Source organism: Pseudomonas sp. FBCC-B545 (assembly GCF_059134095.1).
The window spans coordinates 4,613,633-4,630,045 of record NZ_CP101441.1; the positions used below are offsets into that span (position 1 = coordinate 4,613,633).

At 61.4% G+C, this 16,413-nt stretch carries 15 protein-coding genes; 6 read left to right on the plus strand and 9 right to left on the minus strand.

The features are described 5' to 3' along the window. Positions 1 to 379: 379 nt before the first annotated feature. Entirely contained in the window at positions 380 to 1,258 is an 879-nt protein-coding gene (locus NMB39_RS21345) for a LysR substrate-binding domain-containing protein (RefSeq protein ID WP_494340100.1), read from the minus strand. Between the two features lie 111 nt (positions 1,259 to 1,369). Between NMB39_RS21345 and NMB39_RS21350 the strand changes: the two genes are divergently transcribed. From NMB39_RS21350 to NMB39_RS21360, 3 genes are all read left to right on the plus strand, one after another. After that, positions 1,370 to 3,007, plus strand: coding sequence for a 5-guanidino-2-oxopentanoate decarboxylase (locus NMB39_RS21350; protein ID WP_494340099.1), 1,638 nt, complete (start codon positions 1,370 to 1,372; stop codon positions 3,005 to 3,007). A 138-nt stretch (positions 3,008 to 3,145) separates the two neighbouring features. Then, entirely contained in the window at positions 3,146 to 4,333 is a 1,188-nt protein-coding gene (locus NMB39_RS21355; protein ID WP_367235878.1) for a cyanate transporter, read from the plus strand. 137 nt (positions 4,334 to 4,470) lie between these two features. Beyond that, positions 4,471 to 5,412 (plus strand): LysR family transcriptional regulator, encoded by a 942-nt coding sequence (locus tag NMB39_RS21360; RefSeq protein ID WP_306957375.1) that lies wholly within the window; start codon positions 4,471 to 4,473, stop codon positions 5,410 to 5,412. A 16-nt stretch (positions 5,413 to 5,428) separates the two neighbouring features. Here NMB39_RS21360 and NMB39_RS21365 read toward each other — a convergent pair whose 3' ends face one another. Further along, positions 5,429 to 6,361, minus strand: a complete 933-nt coding sequence (locus tag NMB39_RS21365; RefSeq protein WP_306957374.1) for a LysR substrate-binding domain-containing protein — start codon at positions 6,359 to 6,361, stop codon at positions 5,429 to 5,431. Positions 6,362 to 6,490: 129 nt separating this feature from the next. Between NMB39_RS21365 and NMB39_RS21370 the strand changes: the two genes are divergently transcribed. Then, positions 6,491 to 6,667 carry a hypothetical protein gene (locus NMB39_RS21370; protein ID WP_164484815.1) on the plus strand — a complete coding sequence of 59 codons (177 nt, stop codon included), beginning with the start codon at positions 6,491 to 6,493 and terminating at the stop codon, positions 6,665 to 6,667. Here NMB39_RS21370 and NMB39_RS21375 read toward each other — a convergent pair. The 6 genes from NMB39_RS21375 to NMB39_RS21400 all read right to left on the minus strand — a co-directional run bounded on the left by NMB39_RS21375 (position 6,622) and on the right by NMB39_RS21400 (position 12,864). Then, on the minus strand, positions 6,622 to 7,947 hold the full coding sequence (locus NMB39_RS21375; protein WP_057022048.1) for an MFS transporter: 1,326 nt from the start codon (positions 7,945 to 7,947) through the stop codon (positions 6,622 to 6,624). The genes NMB39_RS21370 and NMB39_RS21375 overlap by 46 nt on opposite strands. 56 nt (positions 7,948 to 8,003) lie before the next feature. Continuing rightward, on the minus strand, positions 8,004 to 9,326 hold the full coding sequence (locus tag NMB39_RS21380) for an MFS transporter (RefSeq protein WP_494340098.1): 1,323 nt from the start codon (positions 9,324 to 9,326) through the stop codon (positions 8,004 to 8,006). Between the two features lie 74 nt (positions 9,327 to 9,400). Next, positions 9,401 to 10,279, minus strand: coding sequence for an SMP-30/gluconolactonase/LRE family protein (locus NMB39_RS21385; protein ID WP_494340097.1), 879 nt, complete (start codon positions 10,277 to 10,279; stop codon positions 9,401 to 9,403). Positions 10,280 to 10,356: 77 nt separating this feature from the next. Beyond that, positions 10,357 to 11,289: a 3,5-dioxohexanoate:acetyl-CoA acetone transferase gene (gene kce / locus NMB39_RS21390; RefSeq protein WP_494340096.1), complete on the minus strand. Its 933-nt coding sequence runs from the start codon at positions 11,287 to 11,289 to the stop codon at positions 10,357 to 10,359. 67 nt (positions 11,290 to 11,356) lie between these two features. After that, positions 11,357 to 12,145, minus strand: coding sequence for an SDR family oxidoreductase (locus NMB39_RS21395; RefSeq protein WP_306957371.1), 789 nt, complete (start codon positions 12,143 to 12,145; stop codon positions 11,357 to 11,359). After that, positions 12,142 to 12,864: a GntR family transcriptional regulator gene (locus NMB39_RS21400; protein WP_306957370.1), complete on the minus strand. Its 723-nt coding sequence runs from the start codon at positions 12,862 to 12,864 to the stop codon at positions 12,142 to 12,144. Before NMB39_RS21400 ends, NMB39_RS21395 begins: the two co-directional genes overlap by 4 nt. Positions 12,865 to 13,419: 555 nt before the next feature. Here NMB39_RS21400 and NMB39_RS21405 point away from each other — a divergent pair. Both NMB39_RS21405 and NMB39_RS21410 read left to right on the plus strand, forming a co-directional pair. After that, entirely contained in the window at positions 13,420 to 14,727 is a 1,308-nt protein-coding gene (locus tag NMB39_RS21405) for an MFS transporter (RefSeq protein ID WP_043046441.1), read from the plus strand. Next, positions 14,724 to 15,479, plus strand: coding sequence for a substrate-binding domain-containing protein (locus tag NMB39_RS21410; protein ID WP_057022042.1), 756 nt, complete (start codon positions 14,724 to 14,726; stop codon positions 15,477 to 15,479). The genes NMB39_RS21405 and NMB39_RS21410 overlap by 4 nt, the downstream gene beginning before the upstream one ends. Here the strand turns inward: NMB39_RS21410 and NMB39_RS21415 are convergent. Continuing rightward, positions 15,471 to 16,373 carry a LysR family transcriptional regulator gene (locus NMB39_RS21415; RefSeq protein ID WP_043046437.1) on the minus strand — a complete coding sequence of 301 codons (903 nt, stop codon included), beginning with the start codon at positions 16,371 to 16,373 and terminating at the stop codon, positions 15,471 to 15,473. The two genes, NMB39_RS21410 and NMB39_RS21415, sit on opposite strands and share 9 nt — an antisense overlap. Positions 16,374 to 16,413: the final 40 nt, after the last annotated feature.

Genomic DNA, 16,413 nt, shown 5'->3' on the forward strand with positions numbered 1-16,413 from the left:
GGGTATCTACACAACTTCTGGTACGCCGCCGGCCCCTGTGGGAGGGGGCTTGCCCCCGATGGCGGCCTCACAGCCGACCAGGATGTTCGGTTGGATCGAGTACATATCCATTGTTTAGGTGACGACCGCTATTGGTTCCGCCCTTATGGCGGGTCACTTTCGAAAAGCGCGAAAGTAACCAGCGCTCTTGCCCCACCACTCGGCACCTCGCCCAGGCTCGGTGTGCCCGTAATCCGACAGGGATTTGGGGGGCCTGAGACCAAAAGCAGAGCAAGATCAAGAGCGGCTCGCTTCGCATCGTGGTTACTGACGGTCGCATGTCAGAGTTGTGTAGATACCCATGCCCATCGGGGGCAAGCCCCCTCCCACATTTGAATCTTCAGTGCTGTGACTGCTGTGCCTGGCTCACTAGCCAGTCCATCAGGGCCAACAACCCGGCAGAAGGCACTTTCCCCGGCGGATACACCAAGTAATAGCCCATCCCCGTCGGCACCCGCAACTCAAACGGCATCGCCAGGCGTCCGGCCTTCAAGTCCTCGCCAATCAACGCACGATCACCGATCGCCACGCCATTTCCCTGTGACGCCACCGTCATCGCCAAGTCCAGGGTTTCGAAATGAGGCCCCTGGTTCAGGTGACTCAAGTGCGTACCCGCCGCCTTCAACCACAACGCCCAATCCCGCTCGTCCCGCGTGGGATGCAACAGCACTTGTTGCTGCAGATCAGCCGGCGTGTGCAAGCCTGCCAGCAACGCCGGCGCGCACACCGGGGTCAGTTGTTCGTCGAACAAATGCCGTGCCTCGGCGGCCTGCTCGGCGATGGGTGCGTAGATCACCGCCGCGTCGAATCGTTCGCGGCGAAAGTCTACGGTAAAGGCCACGGTGGTGGTGAGTTCCACCGGCACATCCGGGCGCTCCTTCTGCCATTGCAACACGCGCGGCAGCAGCCAGCGTATGACGCAGGTGGGCGCCTTGAGTTGCAGGACCTCGCGGCGCCCGCCGATCTGCTCCACCGCCTCGTTGATCAAGCCGAACACCTGCTGCGCCCGTAACGCCCACTCGCGGCCTTCCTCGGTCAAGCTCAAGCCCCGCGCCTGGCGCAGGAACAAGGCATAGCCCAACTGGCGTTCCAACCCGGCGATCTGCCGGCTCACCGCCCCCTGGGTAATGTGCAGCTGCTCGGCGGCACGAGTGAAGTTGCAGCACTGGGCCGTGACCCAGAAAGTATGCAACGCGGGCAAGGGCGGAAGACGTTTCATCGGGGCGCAGCCATGACGTGAGGACATGGCTAGTATGACTTTTTATCGATTGTTGCCGCTACCGGCCAGCCGCTCCAATAGCGTCTCGAATCCATCACAAGAGCGACCTCTATGGCGACCTGCGGCGAAGTATTGGTCAACCTCCTGGAAAACTACGGCGTGGACCAGGTGTTCGGCATTCCCGGCGTGCACACCGTGGAGCTGTACCGTGGCCTGGCGCGTTCCAGCATCCGTCACGTCACCCCGCGCCATGAACAGGGCGCCGGTTTCATGGCCGACGGTTATGCGCGCACCAGTGGCAAGCCCGGCGTGTGCTTCATCATCACGGGCCCCGGCATGACCAACATCACCACGGCCATGGGTCAGGCCTATGCCGACTCGATCCCGATGCTGGTGATTTCCAGTGTGCAGGCGCGCAGCCAGTTGGGTGGCGGGCGCGGCAAGTTGCATGAGCTGCCCAGCCAGAGCGCGCTGGTGGCAGGCGTGGCGGCGTTCTCCCATACCCTGATGTCGGCGGCAGAATTGCCCGGTGTGCTGGCGCGGGCGTTTGCGCTGTTCCAGGCCGGTCGGCCGCGCCCGGTGCATATCGAGATCCCGCTGGATGTGTTGGTGGAGAACGCCGACGCCCTGATGGGCAGTGCACCGGTCAACGTGGCCCGCGCCGGGACGGCACCGGCGGCGGTCAGGCAGATGAGCCGCTTGCTCGCCGCCGCCAAGCGCCCGCTGATCCTGGCCGGTGGCGGTGCTATCGATGCAGCGCCAGAACTGACCCGCCTGGCCGAAACCCTCGGCGCCCCCATAGCCCTGACTATCAATGCCAAAGGCCTGCTGCCTGCCGCACATCCTTTGTTGCTCGGCTCGACCCAAAGCCTGGCAGCCACCCGCGCCTTGGTCGCCGAGGCCGATGTGGTGCTGGCCATCGGCACGGAACTGGCGGAGACCGACTATGACGTGACCTTCGCCGGCGGTTTCGAGATTCCCGGCGCGCTGCTGCGGGTCGATATCGACCCGGACCAGACCGTACGCAACTACCCGCCCCAGGTGGCGCTGGTGGCCGACGCGACAATCGCCGCCGAGGCCTTGCTCACCGAGCTGAACCGCCAGCCACTGCCACCGCGCCACGCCGAGTGGGGCGCAGCACGCGTCGCCCGTTTGTGGGCCGAACTGGCGCCCACCTGGGATGCCGCCACCCGCGCACAAACGCTGTTACTCCACACCATCCTGGAAGCACTGCCCGGCGCCGTACTGGTGGGCGACTCTACCCAACCGGTGTACAGCGGCAACCTGACCCTGAACCTCGACCACCCACGCCGTTGGTTCAACTCATCCACCGGCTACGGCACCCTGGGATATGCCCTGCCCGCCGCTATCGGTGCCTGGCTGGGGCGCGGCGACGGGCAACCGGTGGTGTGCCTGATCGGCGATGGCGGCCTGCAATTCACCCTGCCGGAACTGGCCAGCGCCGTGGAAGCCCGCATACCGATGATCGTGCTGTTGTGGAATAACCAAGGTTATGAAGAGATCAAGAAGTACATGGTCAACCGCGCCATCGAGCCGGTGGGCGTGGACATCTACACCCCGGATTTCATCGGCATCGCCAGGGCAATGGGTTGCGCGGCAGAAAGCATCGATGGCGTCGAACCGCTGCGTGCGGCATTGCATGCAGCTGCTGCTCGCCCAGGGCCGACGCTGATTGAAATCGACCAGGGGCGGTGGGCGTTGACCAAGCCTGTAATCCGCTCTATCTAACGCTGCAGATCCGCCTCCCGCATCTGAAGTGCGCAACGTCAGGCGCCTGCATTTTTTCAATAGCCCCAGCGACTTTCTGATTTGCCCCGCTCCTCCCATCCATGGCCTGATTCGCCCTTGTTCACTCAAGGCAGGCCCATGGAAAACGTTCAGGCAAAACCCACCACCGCCGTCTGGCTGATGATCAGCGTGGTGCTGGTCGCCCTTAACCTGCGCCCGTCGATGGCAGCCGTGGGGCCATTATTGTCGTCGATCCGCTTGGATGTGCCGTTGAGTTTCAGCAGCGCAGCCTTACTGACCATGTTGCCGGTCATGGCCATGGGCCTGGCAATGTTCTTTGGCATGGGCCTGGCCAAGCGCCTGGGCGAACATCGCAGCATTGTGCTGTCGTTGCTGGTGATTGGGCTGGCAACCTTGTCGCGGTTGTTCCTGGATTCGGCATTGGAGCTGATCGTCAGCGCCATCGCAGCGGGTGTCGGCATTGCGCTGATCCAGGCGCTGATGCCGGCGCTGATCAAGTCGCGGTTCAGCGCGAATGTCTCGTTATTCATGGGCCTGTATGTCACCGCGATCATGGGTGGCGCCGCGCTGGCCGCCTCGTTCTCACCGTTTGTACAAATGCAGACCGGCAGTTGGCGCATTGGCCTGGCAATCTGGGCAGCACTGGCGTTGCTGGCTCTGGTGTTCTGGTATGCCCAGCGCGCAGTCTTGCCGCCTTTACCCCAAGCCGGTTCAAGCGCGCAGGCCTCCTTTTTCGGCAACCGCCGCGCCTGGTTACTGGCGATCTTTTTCGGCCTCGGCACGGCGTCCTACACCTGTGTGTTGGCGTGGCTGGCGCCGTATTACGTTGAACAGGGCTGGAGTGAACAGAATGCCGGCTTGCTGCTAGGCTTCTTGACCGCCATGGAAGTGATCTCGGGCCTGGTCACGCCGGCCATCGCCAACCGCCGCCAGGATAAACGCGCGGTAGTCGCGGTGCTGCTGGTGCTGATCATCCTGGGGTTCTGCGGCCTTATCCTGAGCCCCGGGCACTGGAGCCTGCTGTGGCCATGCCTGCTCGGACTGGGAATTGGCGGCCTGTTTCCAATGAGCCTGATCCTGTCTCTTGACCACCTCGACAACCCGCGACGCGCCGGTAGCCTTACCGCGTTTGTGCAGGGCATCGGCTACCTGATCGCCGGCCTGTCGCCACTGATCGCCGGCATGATTCGCGACCAACTGGGCAGTTTTGAATGGGCCTGGTGGTCATTGACGGCGGTGATCGTAGTGATGCTGCTGATCGTTATCCGCTTCGATCCGAAGCATTACGCGCAACATATCCGCTGACGTCGTATTGCAAACATTATTTGTCCCACACATAACATTGAAGGGTCCTACAGAGCTTTCTATTGGTACGAGCGTTCCGTTAACATTTTGCCCAGTCTTGTACTGAGTTCGGTACAAAGGGTTTACGGACGAAACCGATGCTAAACAGTAACTTGCTCAGAAAACTCGACATGCAGGACCTGATGGTGTTCATCGCCGTCTACGACCAGAGCAGCGTTACCGATGTATCCGAGACGCTGTTCGTCAGCCAGTCCACCGTGAGCTATAGCCTGAAGAAGCTGCGTACCAGCTTTGAGGATGAGCTGTTTATCAACACGCGGGCGGGCATGCGCCCTACGTACAAGGCCACCACCATGTACGGGCATGTGCAGAAGATTCTGGAAAGCATCAACCTGTGTCACGCCGGTGGCCAGGCTTTCGACCCGACCCAACAGGCGGTGACCTTCAATGTGTGCGCCCCGGAATATTTCGAACAACTGATCCTGCCGCGCCTGCTCAAGCACTTCGACCGCGCCGACCTGCCGGTGATCGTCAATGTGCAGAAGCTGGAAACCGATATTCCCGCCGACGACCTGCGCGAAGGCCGCCTGGACCTGGTGATCTGCTTCGGCCCGCACTTTCACCGCGCCCATAAAGACTTCAAGACCCAGATGCTGCTGGAGGACGACCTGGTCTGCGTATTTGACCAACGCTCGGCGCCCAGGGAGCAGGCATTCAGCTTGCAGTCCTTCGTTGAGCGGCGGCATGTATTCCCCACGCCTTGGACCTCCGACACCAACATGATCGACGGCTGGCTCGCGCGCCAGGCCCACAAGCGCCAGGTGATCGCACGGGCCAACAGCTACAGCGCCGCGTTGAAGATGATTACCGGCACGGATTTCATCGTCACCCTGCCCCGCCGCGTACAGCAACTGTTGGCAGCGGCGCCGGGGTTCGGTGTTTGCGAAGCCCCCAACGGTCTGCCGGGGTTCACCCTGGATATGCAGTGGAACGAAACCAATGGGCAGGACAGCGCCAACACCTGGTTTCGTGAGCAAGTGGTGAGGGCGTGTGAGGAACAGCTGCAAGCTGCAAGTTGAAAGCGCCCAGCAGTCTCTACTGTTGCTTTGAGCTCGGAGCTGGGAGTTTGTCGCTCATGAATGCCTCCAGCCGCGAGCGCATCCAGCGCTCCGCCGGGTCAGTGTCGACATGGCTGAGCCAGACCATCGACAAGTCCAGGGTCGGGGTTTGGAACGGAAACGGCTCGCAGAACAGGTTTCCGCTGGCGGCCATGGCCTGGGCAGTGTAGTCCGGCAGGCTGGCGATCATGTCGGTGCCGGCAAGCAACGCCGGCAGCGAGCTGTATTGCGGCACCGAGAGCACCACATGGCGCTTGCGGCCCACCTCCGCCAGCCACTCATCGGCAAACCCGGCCACGTTGGCAGTGTGGGACACCAGCACATGGGGCCGTGCGCAATATTCGTCGAGGGTCAGCGGCGTGTCCGAGGCATCGGCGCGCAGCAGGCACGGGCGGATATGCCGCAACAGCTTACGCTTGGCATTCGCCGGCAGGCCGCGGGTCTGGGTGATGCCGACGGTGATATCGCCGGAAGCCAGCAGGTCGGGAATACGCCAGTAATCCACATGCTGCACCACGAACACCACCTGGGGCGCTTCCTGGCGCAAGGCCCGCAGCAACGGCGGCAGCAGGCCGAACTCAACGTCATCGGACAGGCCGATGCGAAAGGTCATGGTGCTGATGGAGGGGTCAAAATCGTGGGTCAGGCTCAGGGCCGATGACAGCGAATCGAGGGCCGGCGACAGGTGCTGGATAATTTCCTCGGCGCGGGCCGTGGGCTCCATGCGATGGCCGACGCGAATAAACAGTGGGTCATTGAACAAGGTACGCAGGCGGTTGAGGGCCGAGCTGATAGTCGGCTGGCCAAGAAACAGCTTCTCGGCCACCCGCGTCACATTGCGCTCGAGCATCAGTGCTTCGAAGACCACCATCAGGTTGATATCGGCCTTGCGTAATTCATTGCGATTCATCGGCGCCTGCCCCTTTCCCCAAGACAAGCCGCAGTTTAGAAAGGCAGCGGGGCTGCGTCTATGTGCGCACTGTTCATCCGCAGGCTTTGGGACTATAAATCAGCTCTTGAAGGTCACAGGTACACCGCCGTGCTGGTCATTTTCGCCTTAAGCATCCTGCTCAGCGGGGTTTTGCTCTGGGCCATCAAATTCATCGTCAACCCCACCGCCAGGACTTTGCTGCGCGTTTTTGTCGGTTTATGCCTGGCGGCGGTGGTGGCTTACCTGGTGCTGGCTTCCGGGTTTCCGACCTCGTTGCTGGTGTGAAGGGCCTCCTGGCCCTGGCGCAGGCGTAATGCCGACACTGCGGCCACCACCAACACCACGGCAATCACTTTCAAGCCGTTCATGGCATTACCGGTGCTCATCTCAATGGCGCCCATCACCGACGGCCCGACAAAGCCGCCCAACAACCCACACGCGTTGACGAAGCCCAACCCGCCCGCCAACGCCACGCCCTTGAGGCGCGAGGCCGGGTACAGGAACACGATCGACTGCACCACGAAGAACATCACCGCCGACAAGCAAAAGCCCAGCAGACTGAACACCGGCCCCGACACCGACGCAATGCCCAGTCCCAGCGCCATGGTCAGCAGCCCCGTGACCAGCAATCGACGGCAACGCCCGGGGGTGGTGGCAAAGCGTGGGATCAGTACCGCACCGAGTGCCGCCGCTATCCACGGCAACGAAGTCAGCAGGCCGACGCTCATGGTGCTCAGTTCACCGTATCGGCTGATGATGCTCGGCAGGAAAAAGATCACGGTATAGATGGTTATCTGATGGCAGAAGTACACGAAGATCGCCAGGAGGATTTGCGGCGTCAGCCAGTTTTTCAACGAATGACCACCCTCCCCGGCACCTTCCTCGGTTTCCACGGCGATCCGCTGTTCGATACCGCGGGCTTCTTCGACCGACAACCACGGCGCCTTGCTCGGGCGATCCGGCAGCTTGCGCCACACCACCCAGGCAAACGCCACGGCAGGCAAACCTTCGAGCAGGAACATCCACTGCCAGCCGTGCCAGCCGAGCAGGCCATCCATGCGCATCAAGGCCGCGCCCACCGGGCCGCCGATGATGTTGGCAAAACACACGCCGAGCAGGAAATAACCCGTGGCTCGCGCCCGCTGTTCACGGTTGAACCAGTAGGTCAGGTACAGCATCACCCCGGGAAACAGCCCGGCTTCGGCGATGCCCAGCAACAAGCGCAAGACATAGAACGAGGTTTCGCCCTGCACAAACGCCATCGCCGCCGAAATCAGGCCCCAGGTCACCATGATGCGGGCGATCCAGAAGCGCGCTCCGACTTTGTGCATGATCAGGTTGCTGGGGATTTCCGACAGTGCATAGGTCAGGAAAAACAGCCCGGCGCCCAACCCGTACGCGGCGGCGGAAATCCCCAGATCGACGTCCAGATGATGCTTGGCCAGGGCGATGTTGGTGCGGTCCAGGAAGCTCAGGATGTAGGCGATGATCAGCAGCGGCATCAGCTTGGCGAACATCAGTTTGTTCAGGGCCTGCGGTTCGCGGGCCGGGGTAGTGGTATTCATCGGGCACTTCCTCTTGGCGACCCGCCAGCCTGGCTGGGGGGCGCATCAATGTTGTTCTAGGGTTCCAGTTGTACGGCCATGGCCTGGGAACGATGGGAAAACAGTTGCAGCAACGCGCCGCCCAGGGCGCAACCGGCCATCACGAAGAAACACACGGTGTAGCCGTGCAAGGTGCTCCACCCCCCGCCCATGGCGATCAGGCTGCCCATCAACACGGGCGCCAGACCGCCGCCGATAAACATCGCGGTGGTGATGATGCCGTTGGCGGTGGAGGTGGCCGAGGGCTCGGCCGAATCGCAGGCCACGGCGTAGTAGATCGGCCATACCGCATTGGCCACCAGGCCGAACAGCAATTGCACGACGATGATCAGGGCCAGGGTATTGGCGAAATAGAACGCACCGACACTCGCCGCCATCCACAGGCCGCAAATGATCAGCGTGGTGCGCCGGCCAATGATGTCCGACAGCGACGGCCACACGAGTTGCCCGAGAATGCCGGTGAGGGTGAACACCACACTCATCCCCGCCGACTCCGCCAGCGACAACCCGACAATGTTGTAGAGGTAGGCCGGCAGCACGATATTGACGCCCATGTACACCACCTGGGTGAGCAGGGTATTGCCCGCCGTCAGCGCGATATTGCGGTTGCGCAAGGTGGCGACAAAGGTGCGCCAGGCTTCGCCCTTGACCGTGCTGGCCGCGGCATTGCTCGGCGGGGTCATGCCCTTGGCGGCGATATCGACATACAGCGCGGTGATGCGCTCGGCGGTGGAGTACCGCGCCCAGAAGATCATCAGCGGCAAGGCCACCACAAAGGCAAAGAAGAACACGTAGCGCCAGTTGTCCTCGCCGAATATCGTGATGACAAAACTGGCGACGATGCCGCTGAGCATCGCGCCAATCGGGTAGCCGGTATGGTGCGCGCCCAGGGCAAAGCCACGACGCTCCACCGGCCACCATTCGGCGGTGTTGCTCACGCCCACCGGTTCGCCCCAACCCGCACCCAGGTTGACGCCAACCCGCAAAGCGACAAAGGTGGCGAGGTTACCGCTCAATACCTTGAAGCCGGACAGGAACGAGATAGCGGTGTAGCCCAGCACCAGCGGCACCTGGAAGCGCGCACGCTTCCAGCCGCCGCCGTAGCGGTCGCTCCACATCGAACCGGGAATATCCAGCAGGGCCAGGGCGAGCATCACCACCGTAGCCACGCTGCCCCATTGATCGGCGGATAAATCGAAATGCTTGGAGATGGTCGGCCCCAGGCGCAAGACGATCTCGCGGTCGTAGGCGTTGAGGATCCAGATCATCCAGCAGACCAGCAGCGATACCCAGGAATGCCGGTGGATATTGCGCAGCGACGCTTTCTTTAAACTTGCCATGGGCCTCTCCAGGCGCGCGAGGGCGCGCACTGATACAGGTTGCGAAAGGAATGTGCCTTGTTGAAAAAAACGCGCTAGCTGGCGAACCGTCGCTCGGCTATTCCTTGCACGCCCAGACCGCTGATGGCGAATAAAGCACCGCGCTGCTGGCCGTCGCCCGGGAAGCGCGACAGCGGTGGCTTGGCCATTGAAGTCACAAACAGGGTGTCGAGGTTGGGCCCGCCGAAGGTCAGGCTGGTGACCTTTTTCACCGGCATCTGGATGATGCGGTCGACGTGGCCATCGGGGGTATAGCGCACCAGTTTCCCGGCATAGACCAATGCCTGCCATAGGCAGCCCTCGGCATCCACGGTGCACCCGTCGGCGGCGCCACCGCTGCTGGTGTCGACCTTGGCGAACGTGCGACGGTTGCTCACGCTGCCGCTGGTGCAGTCGTAGTCATAGGCCCAGATTTCGCCGGACCAGGTATCGCAGAAGTACAGGGTTTCCCCGGATGGGCTCCAGCACGGGCCGTTGGAGACGATGATGCCTTCGTCCAGGGTGTGCAGGCTCAAGTCGGCATCCAGGCGGTAGAGCTTGGCGCTGGCGTTATCCTCCAGGGTGTCCATGGAGCCGAAAATGAAACGGCCCTGGCGATCGACCTTGCCGTCGTTGAGGCGGTTGTTCGGTAGATGGGGTTCCGGGTCGATGACCAGCGTGAGGTCGCCGCTGCTCAAGTCGAGGGTGTGTACGCCATTTTGCAGGGCGACGATGGCCGCCCTGCCATCTCTGCGCAGCGCCATGGAGCCGATCTTCTGGCCAACGTCCCAGGCGCGCAGTTCACGACCGTCATCGGTGCAGCGCAGAATGCGGCCGTCGGCGCTGTCGATCCAGTACAAGCGTTGTTGCTCGACGTCCCACACCGGGCCTTCGCCCAGGGTGGTCTTGACGTCCACAAGCACTTCGATACGCATGGTGTTATCCCCTTATTGTTGTTGTGCGGGATGCCGGCCACGCCTTGACGCGGCCTTTGGTGTTGATAAACACGAGGCTAAAAATTGACCTGGTCGCGCCCCTTGAGCCCGAGGATTTCCCGCGCCTCATCGGGGGTGGCGACCCGATGACCAAGGGCTTCGATCACCGTGCGGATGCGCCGTACCTGGTCGGCATTCGACGCTGCCAACTTGCCCGGGCCGTCCCACAATGAATCCTCCAGGCCCACTCGCGCGTTGCTGCCCATGGACAGGCCCATGGTCGCCAGCGGAATCTGCCCACGCCCGGCACCGAGGATCGACCACACGTAGTCGTCGCCAAACAGGCGGTCGGCGGTACGCCGCATATGCGCCAGGTCTTCCGGGTGCGCGCCGATGCCGCCGCGCAGGCCGAACACCGACTGGATAAACAGCGGCGGCTTGAGCAGGCCGCGCTCCAGGAAGTGGGCGGCGGTGTAGAGATGGCCGATGTCGTAGCACTCGATTTCAAAGCGGGTGCGGTTCTCGGCGCAGGCATTGAGGATGTGGGTAATGTCGCGGAAGGTGTTGCGAAAGATCCGGTCGTCACTCTCCTCCAGGTAAGGCCGCTCCCAGTCGTGCTGGAATTCAGTAAAGCGGTTAAGCATTTCGTACAGGCCGAAGTTCATCGAGCCCATATTCAACGAGGCCAGTTCCGGCTTGAACTGCATCACCGGTTGCAGGCGTTCTTCCACGCCCATGGTCGGTGCGCCGCCGGTGGTGATGTTGATCACCACGTCGCTGGCCGCCTTGATCTGTGGCAGGAATTCGGCAAACAGCGCCGGGTCCTGGCTGGGGCGACCGTCAAGCGGGTCACGGGCATGCAGGTGGACAATCGCTGCGCCGGCTTGTGCGGCACCGATGGCGGCGTCGGCAATTTGCTGCGCGGTAATGGGCAAGTGCGGTGACATCGACGGCGTATGAATGGCACCGGTCACGGCGCAAGTGATGATGACAGGACGATTTTTGGACATGACGATTCTCCGACTTTTATTCTTATGAAAAAAATCCTGGGTACAGCGCGATGTGTTCTTCCTTGGCCTACAGGTACTCGACGTTACCGTCGACACTGATCGCCTGGCCGGTCACGTTGCGTGCGGCGGGCGAACAGAGGAACAAGGCCATGGCTGCCACGTCTTCGGCGGTAACCATGCGCTTGAGGGAGATTTTGTTGAGGTATTGCTGGCGCATTTCGGCCTCGGGCACGCCAACCTGTTCAGCGCGGGCGCGGATCACGCCGTCCATGCGCGGGCCTTCGACAATCCCGGGCAGCAAGGCGTTGACGCGGATGTCGCTTTCGCCCAGCTCCGAGGCCAGGGATTTCATCAGGCCGACAATGGCCCATTTGGTCGCCGCATAAGGGGTACGCCATGCATAGCCAAGGCGCCCGGCCACCGAGGCGATATGCAGCAAATGGCCGTGGGACGATTCCTTGAGCATCGGCACCGCGTGGTGGGCAAAACGGTATTGTGCAGTGAGATTGATGTTGATGGTGGCTTGCCATTCGGCGTCGCTGATCGCGTCGATGCCGCCGGTAGGCCCGGCGATACCGGCATTGTTGACCAACACATCCAGACCACCAAAATGCTCGCGTTGCACCTTGAACACCGCCTCGATCTGCGCGGCATCGCTGACATCGGCGCGGGTAGCGACAGTGCCCGGGTATTTATCGCGAAACACTGCCAGGGCCGGCTCACTCACATCACACACATGCACCTGGGCGCCGGCTTCCAGATACGCCGCGGCCAATACTTCACCAATGCCGGCAGCCCCGCCGGAAATCAACACACGTAACCCGGGATAAGGCTGCAGCCGTTGTAGGACACTCATGCACGTTTACCTCCTGAAACAGACGACCGCGCGCGGTCGTTCTTGACGAGCAGGCGCGCCAGAGAATCGGCGGCCTGCATGATGTCATCGGTCACCGCTGCCCGTGCGCCGGCGCCATCGCGGGCGGCCAGGGCGTCGACGATGCGCGTATGCGCCTCCATCGAGCGTTGCAGGTGCGCTTTATCCGGGGCGACCAGGGCAAAACACGGGCCCATGTGCAGCCAGAAATTCTCCACTGCGGCCATGGTCAATTCGGCCTGGGCCACCGCATAAATGCGCCGGTGAAAGGCGAAGTTGGTCCACAGGTAGCGGGACACGTCGACCTCATCGGCGGCATGTTGCATCTGGCGGCACAGGTCGGTGATTTCTTCCAGATCGTGTTTCTGCAGGAGCAGCACGGCCTTTTCAGCCAGCAAACCTTCAAGCGCCACCCGCGTATCACGAATTTCACGCAAGCGTTCGACCGTCATCAGGCGTACCCGCAGACGGGAGGTTTCGGTGACTTCAAAGGCGTTTTCGGCGCTCAGGCGTTGCAGCGCTTCGCGTACCGGCATGGGGCTGGAACCCAGGGCTTCGGCGAGACCGCGGATGGTGAGTTTCTGGCCGGGTTGGAAGCGGCCACTCATCAGCGCTTCGCGGATCTGGCGGTAAACCTGATCTTGCAAGGTATCGCGAGACACCTGGCGCAGAGTGGGCAGGAGGAGCGGACCATCAGTCATGAGGCAAAACCTGTGTTGTGGTTCTTATGGCCTCAATATGTGATCACAAATCAAATATGTCAAATAGTTTCCCGCTTTGAGGTACGCATACCCAAAAATGTGGGAGGGGGCTTGCTCCCGATGACGGTATATCAGTCAGCCTATGTATTGACTGATACACCGTCATCGGGAGCGAGCCCCCTCCCACATTTTTTGTCCGCGTTGTTAATGGGTTCAGGGTTTGAGCGGACGCTCCCGATCACGCTCTGAAAGCTCCGTTCCATCATCGGGGTGCTTCCAGGTCTGCGGTTTTTCTTCCTCTGGCCGCTGCCGAGGTTGTTCACGCTCTGACTCGTTGTGCTGCTTGTGTTCGTTCCCCATAGCCAGTTCCTCGTAAAAATTGGACACAGGCTCAAGCATAGAACAGCGCTGACAAATCGGACGGCCCTTCGTATTGATAGTCCACACACATTAATCCATCCAAATTTGTCACTTATCATTTCTAAATGTGTCAGCCACTATCCCAAGTCTTAAGCGAAACAAGCACTTTAAAAAGAACGCTGGAGACACAAAACCATGACTAGCCCTTCCCGGCCCGACGCTGCCAGTTCGAAAGTGGGCGCGGTATTGCGCGTTACTTCGGGCAACTTCCTCGAACAATTCGACTTCTTCCTGTTCGGTTTCTACGCCACCTATATCGCTGCCGCGTTCTTCCCGGCCGCTAATGAGTTTGCGTCATTAATGATGACCTTTGCCGTGTTCGGCGCGGGTTTCCTGATGCGACCACTGGGTGCAATCATTCTGGGTGCCTATATCGATGACGTGGGCCGTCGCAAGGGCCTGATTGTGACCTTGGCGATCATGGCCAGCGGCACCCTGCTGATCGTGCTGGTGCCGGGTTACCAAACCATCGGCCTGTGGGCCCCTGCGCTGGTGCTGGTAGGCCGCCTGCTGCAAGGCTTCTCCGCCGGTGCGGAATTGGGCGGTGTGTCGGTTTACCTTTCCGAAATGGCCACGCCGGGCCGCAAAGGCTTCTACACCAGCTGGCAGTCGGGTAGCCAACAGATCTCCATCGTGGTGGCCGCCGCTCTGGGCTACGGCCTGAACGTGTGGATGGAGCCGGCGGTAGTAGCCGATTGGGGCTGGCGCATTCCGTTTGCCCTCGGCTGCGTGATCATCCCGTTCATCTTCGTGCTGCGCCGCAACCTGCAGGAAACTGAGGAATTCGCCAACCGCAAGCATCGCCCAACCATGCGCGAAGTGCTGGCGACCCTGGCGTCGAACTGGACGATGGTGATTGGCGGCATGCTGATGGTGGCCATGACCACTACAGCTTTCTACTTGATCACGGTGTACGCGCCGACCTTCGGCAAGACCGTCCTGCACCTGAGCACCTCCGATGCCCTGCTGGTGACGTTATTGGTGGCTGTGTCGAACTTTGTCTGGCTACCGATCGGGGGCACCCTGAGCGACCGCTTCGGCCGCAAGCCAGTACTGGTGGCGATGACCGCACTGACCTTGATCACCGCCTACCCGGCATTGTCGTACGTGGTCAATGCACCGAGCTTTGTGCACATGCTCGAAACCCTGTTGTGGTTCTCGTTCCTGTACGGCATGTACAACGGCGCCATGATCCCTGCGCTGACCGAAATCATGCCAGTGGAAGTGCGCGTGGCAGGCTTCTCCCTGGCCTATAGCCTGGCAACGGCGATCTTCGGTGGGTTCACGCCGGCGATCTCCACCTGGTTTATCCACATCACCGAAGACAAGGCATCGCCGGCTTACTGGATGATGTTCGCCGCGCTGTGCGCCCTGTGCTCCACCCTGGCGTTGTATCGCCGCGCCAATACCCGTGGTCAAGTCATGCAGGAGGCTGTGCAATGAAGCTTTTCAATACCCTGGCCGCACTGGCCCTCGGTACCCTGGCGCTGGCGGCCCAGGCCGAAGAACTCAAGGTAATGACCTCTGGTGGCTTCACCGCTGCCTACAAGTTGCTCGGCCCGCAATACGCCAAGCAAAGCGGTGACACCCTCGACACCATCCTCGGCCCCTCCATGGGCAAGGCGCCTGAAGCGATTCCCAACCGCCTGGCTCGTGGCGAACATGCCGATGTGGTGATCATGGTCGGCTACGCACTGGACGAGCTGATCAAACAGGGCAAGGTCGACCCCGCGTCCCGCGTGGAACTGGCGGATTCGCGGATTGGGCTGGTGGTGAAAGAAGGCGCGGCGAAACCTGCAATCAATACCGATGCCGAACTCAAGGCTGTGCTGAGCAAGGCTAAATCCGTGGCGTATTCGGACAGTGCCAGCGGTGTGTATGTCGAGAAGGAGCTGTTCAAGAAACTCGGCATGCCGGCCAAGGGCACCATGATCGAGCGCGTACCGGTGGGCGAACAGGTGGCCAAGGGTGACTACGAAGTCGGCTTGCAACAGGTGGCTGAATTGTTGCCGGTCAAGGGTGTGACGTTTGTCGGCAAGATCCCGGAAAACGTGCAGTCGGTGACACGCTTTGCGGCGGGCATTCCGGTCAACGCCGAACACCCCGACGAGGCCAAGGCGCTGCTGCAGTTCATGGCCTCGCCGCAAGCTCAACCGGTGGTGCAATCCACCGGCCTGGACTCGGTCTCACGCTGACCGAAACGGCATCTCCCGCACCAAGCGCTCCAACTCCAACGCCGCTGGCGGCAATGTCCGCCCGCGGCGCTTGATCAAGCCTACATTGCGCATCACCTGCGGCTCTACCAGGGGCACACTCACTAGAATCGGGTGTTCGCACGCCGGCATCGCAATCGACGGCACCATCGCCACGCCCAACCCCGCTTCCACCAGCCCGATCATCGTGGTCACGTGGTGAGTCTCGCAGATACTCGGCTTTTTCACGCGCACGCCACGCAGGGCCTGGTCGAGCAGGAAACGGTTGCCCGAGGTTTTGTCCACGGTGATGTAGTCGTGTTCGTAGGCTTCGGTCCACGTCACGCTCTCACGTGCGGCCAGCGGATGGTCACGACGACAAGCGAGCACATAACGCTCCTGCAGTAATAGCTCGAACTCCACTTCATCGGCCAGACTGCCGCTGAAACTCACACCAAAATCCGCTTCGCCACTGGCCACCGCATTGCTCACTTCGCCAGCACTGGCATCGAGCACCCGCAGGCGAATCTTCGGATACAGCTTGTGGAATTCGGAGATGACGTGGGGCATGAAGTAATACGCGGTGGATGGCACACAGGCGATGGTGACATTGCCCATGCGCGTCGACGCGACATTACTGATGCCCATCAGAGCGATGTCGAGGTCATCGAGCATGCGCTCCACCTGGGGCAAGAAGGCACGGCCGACCATAGTCAGGCTGACACGGCGCGTGGTGCGCTCGAACAGCTTTACATCGAGGGCGGATTCAAGCTTCTCGATACGCCGGCTGAGGGCCGGCTGCGAGATACGGATGGCCTCGGCGGCGCCACGAAAACTGCCCTTGTCTACCACGGCGCGGAAGGCTTGGAGGTCGTTGAGGTCGAAGTTGATGATCACGGAAGGCAGGCCAAAGTGGTCGGGGTGGCGAGTATTATCG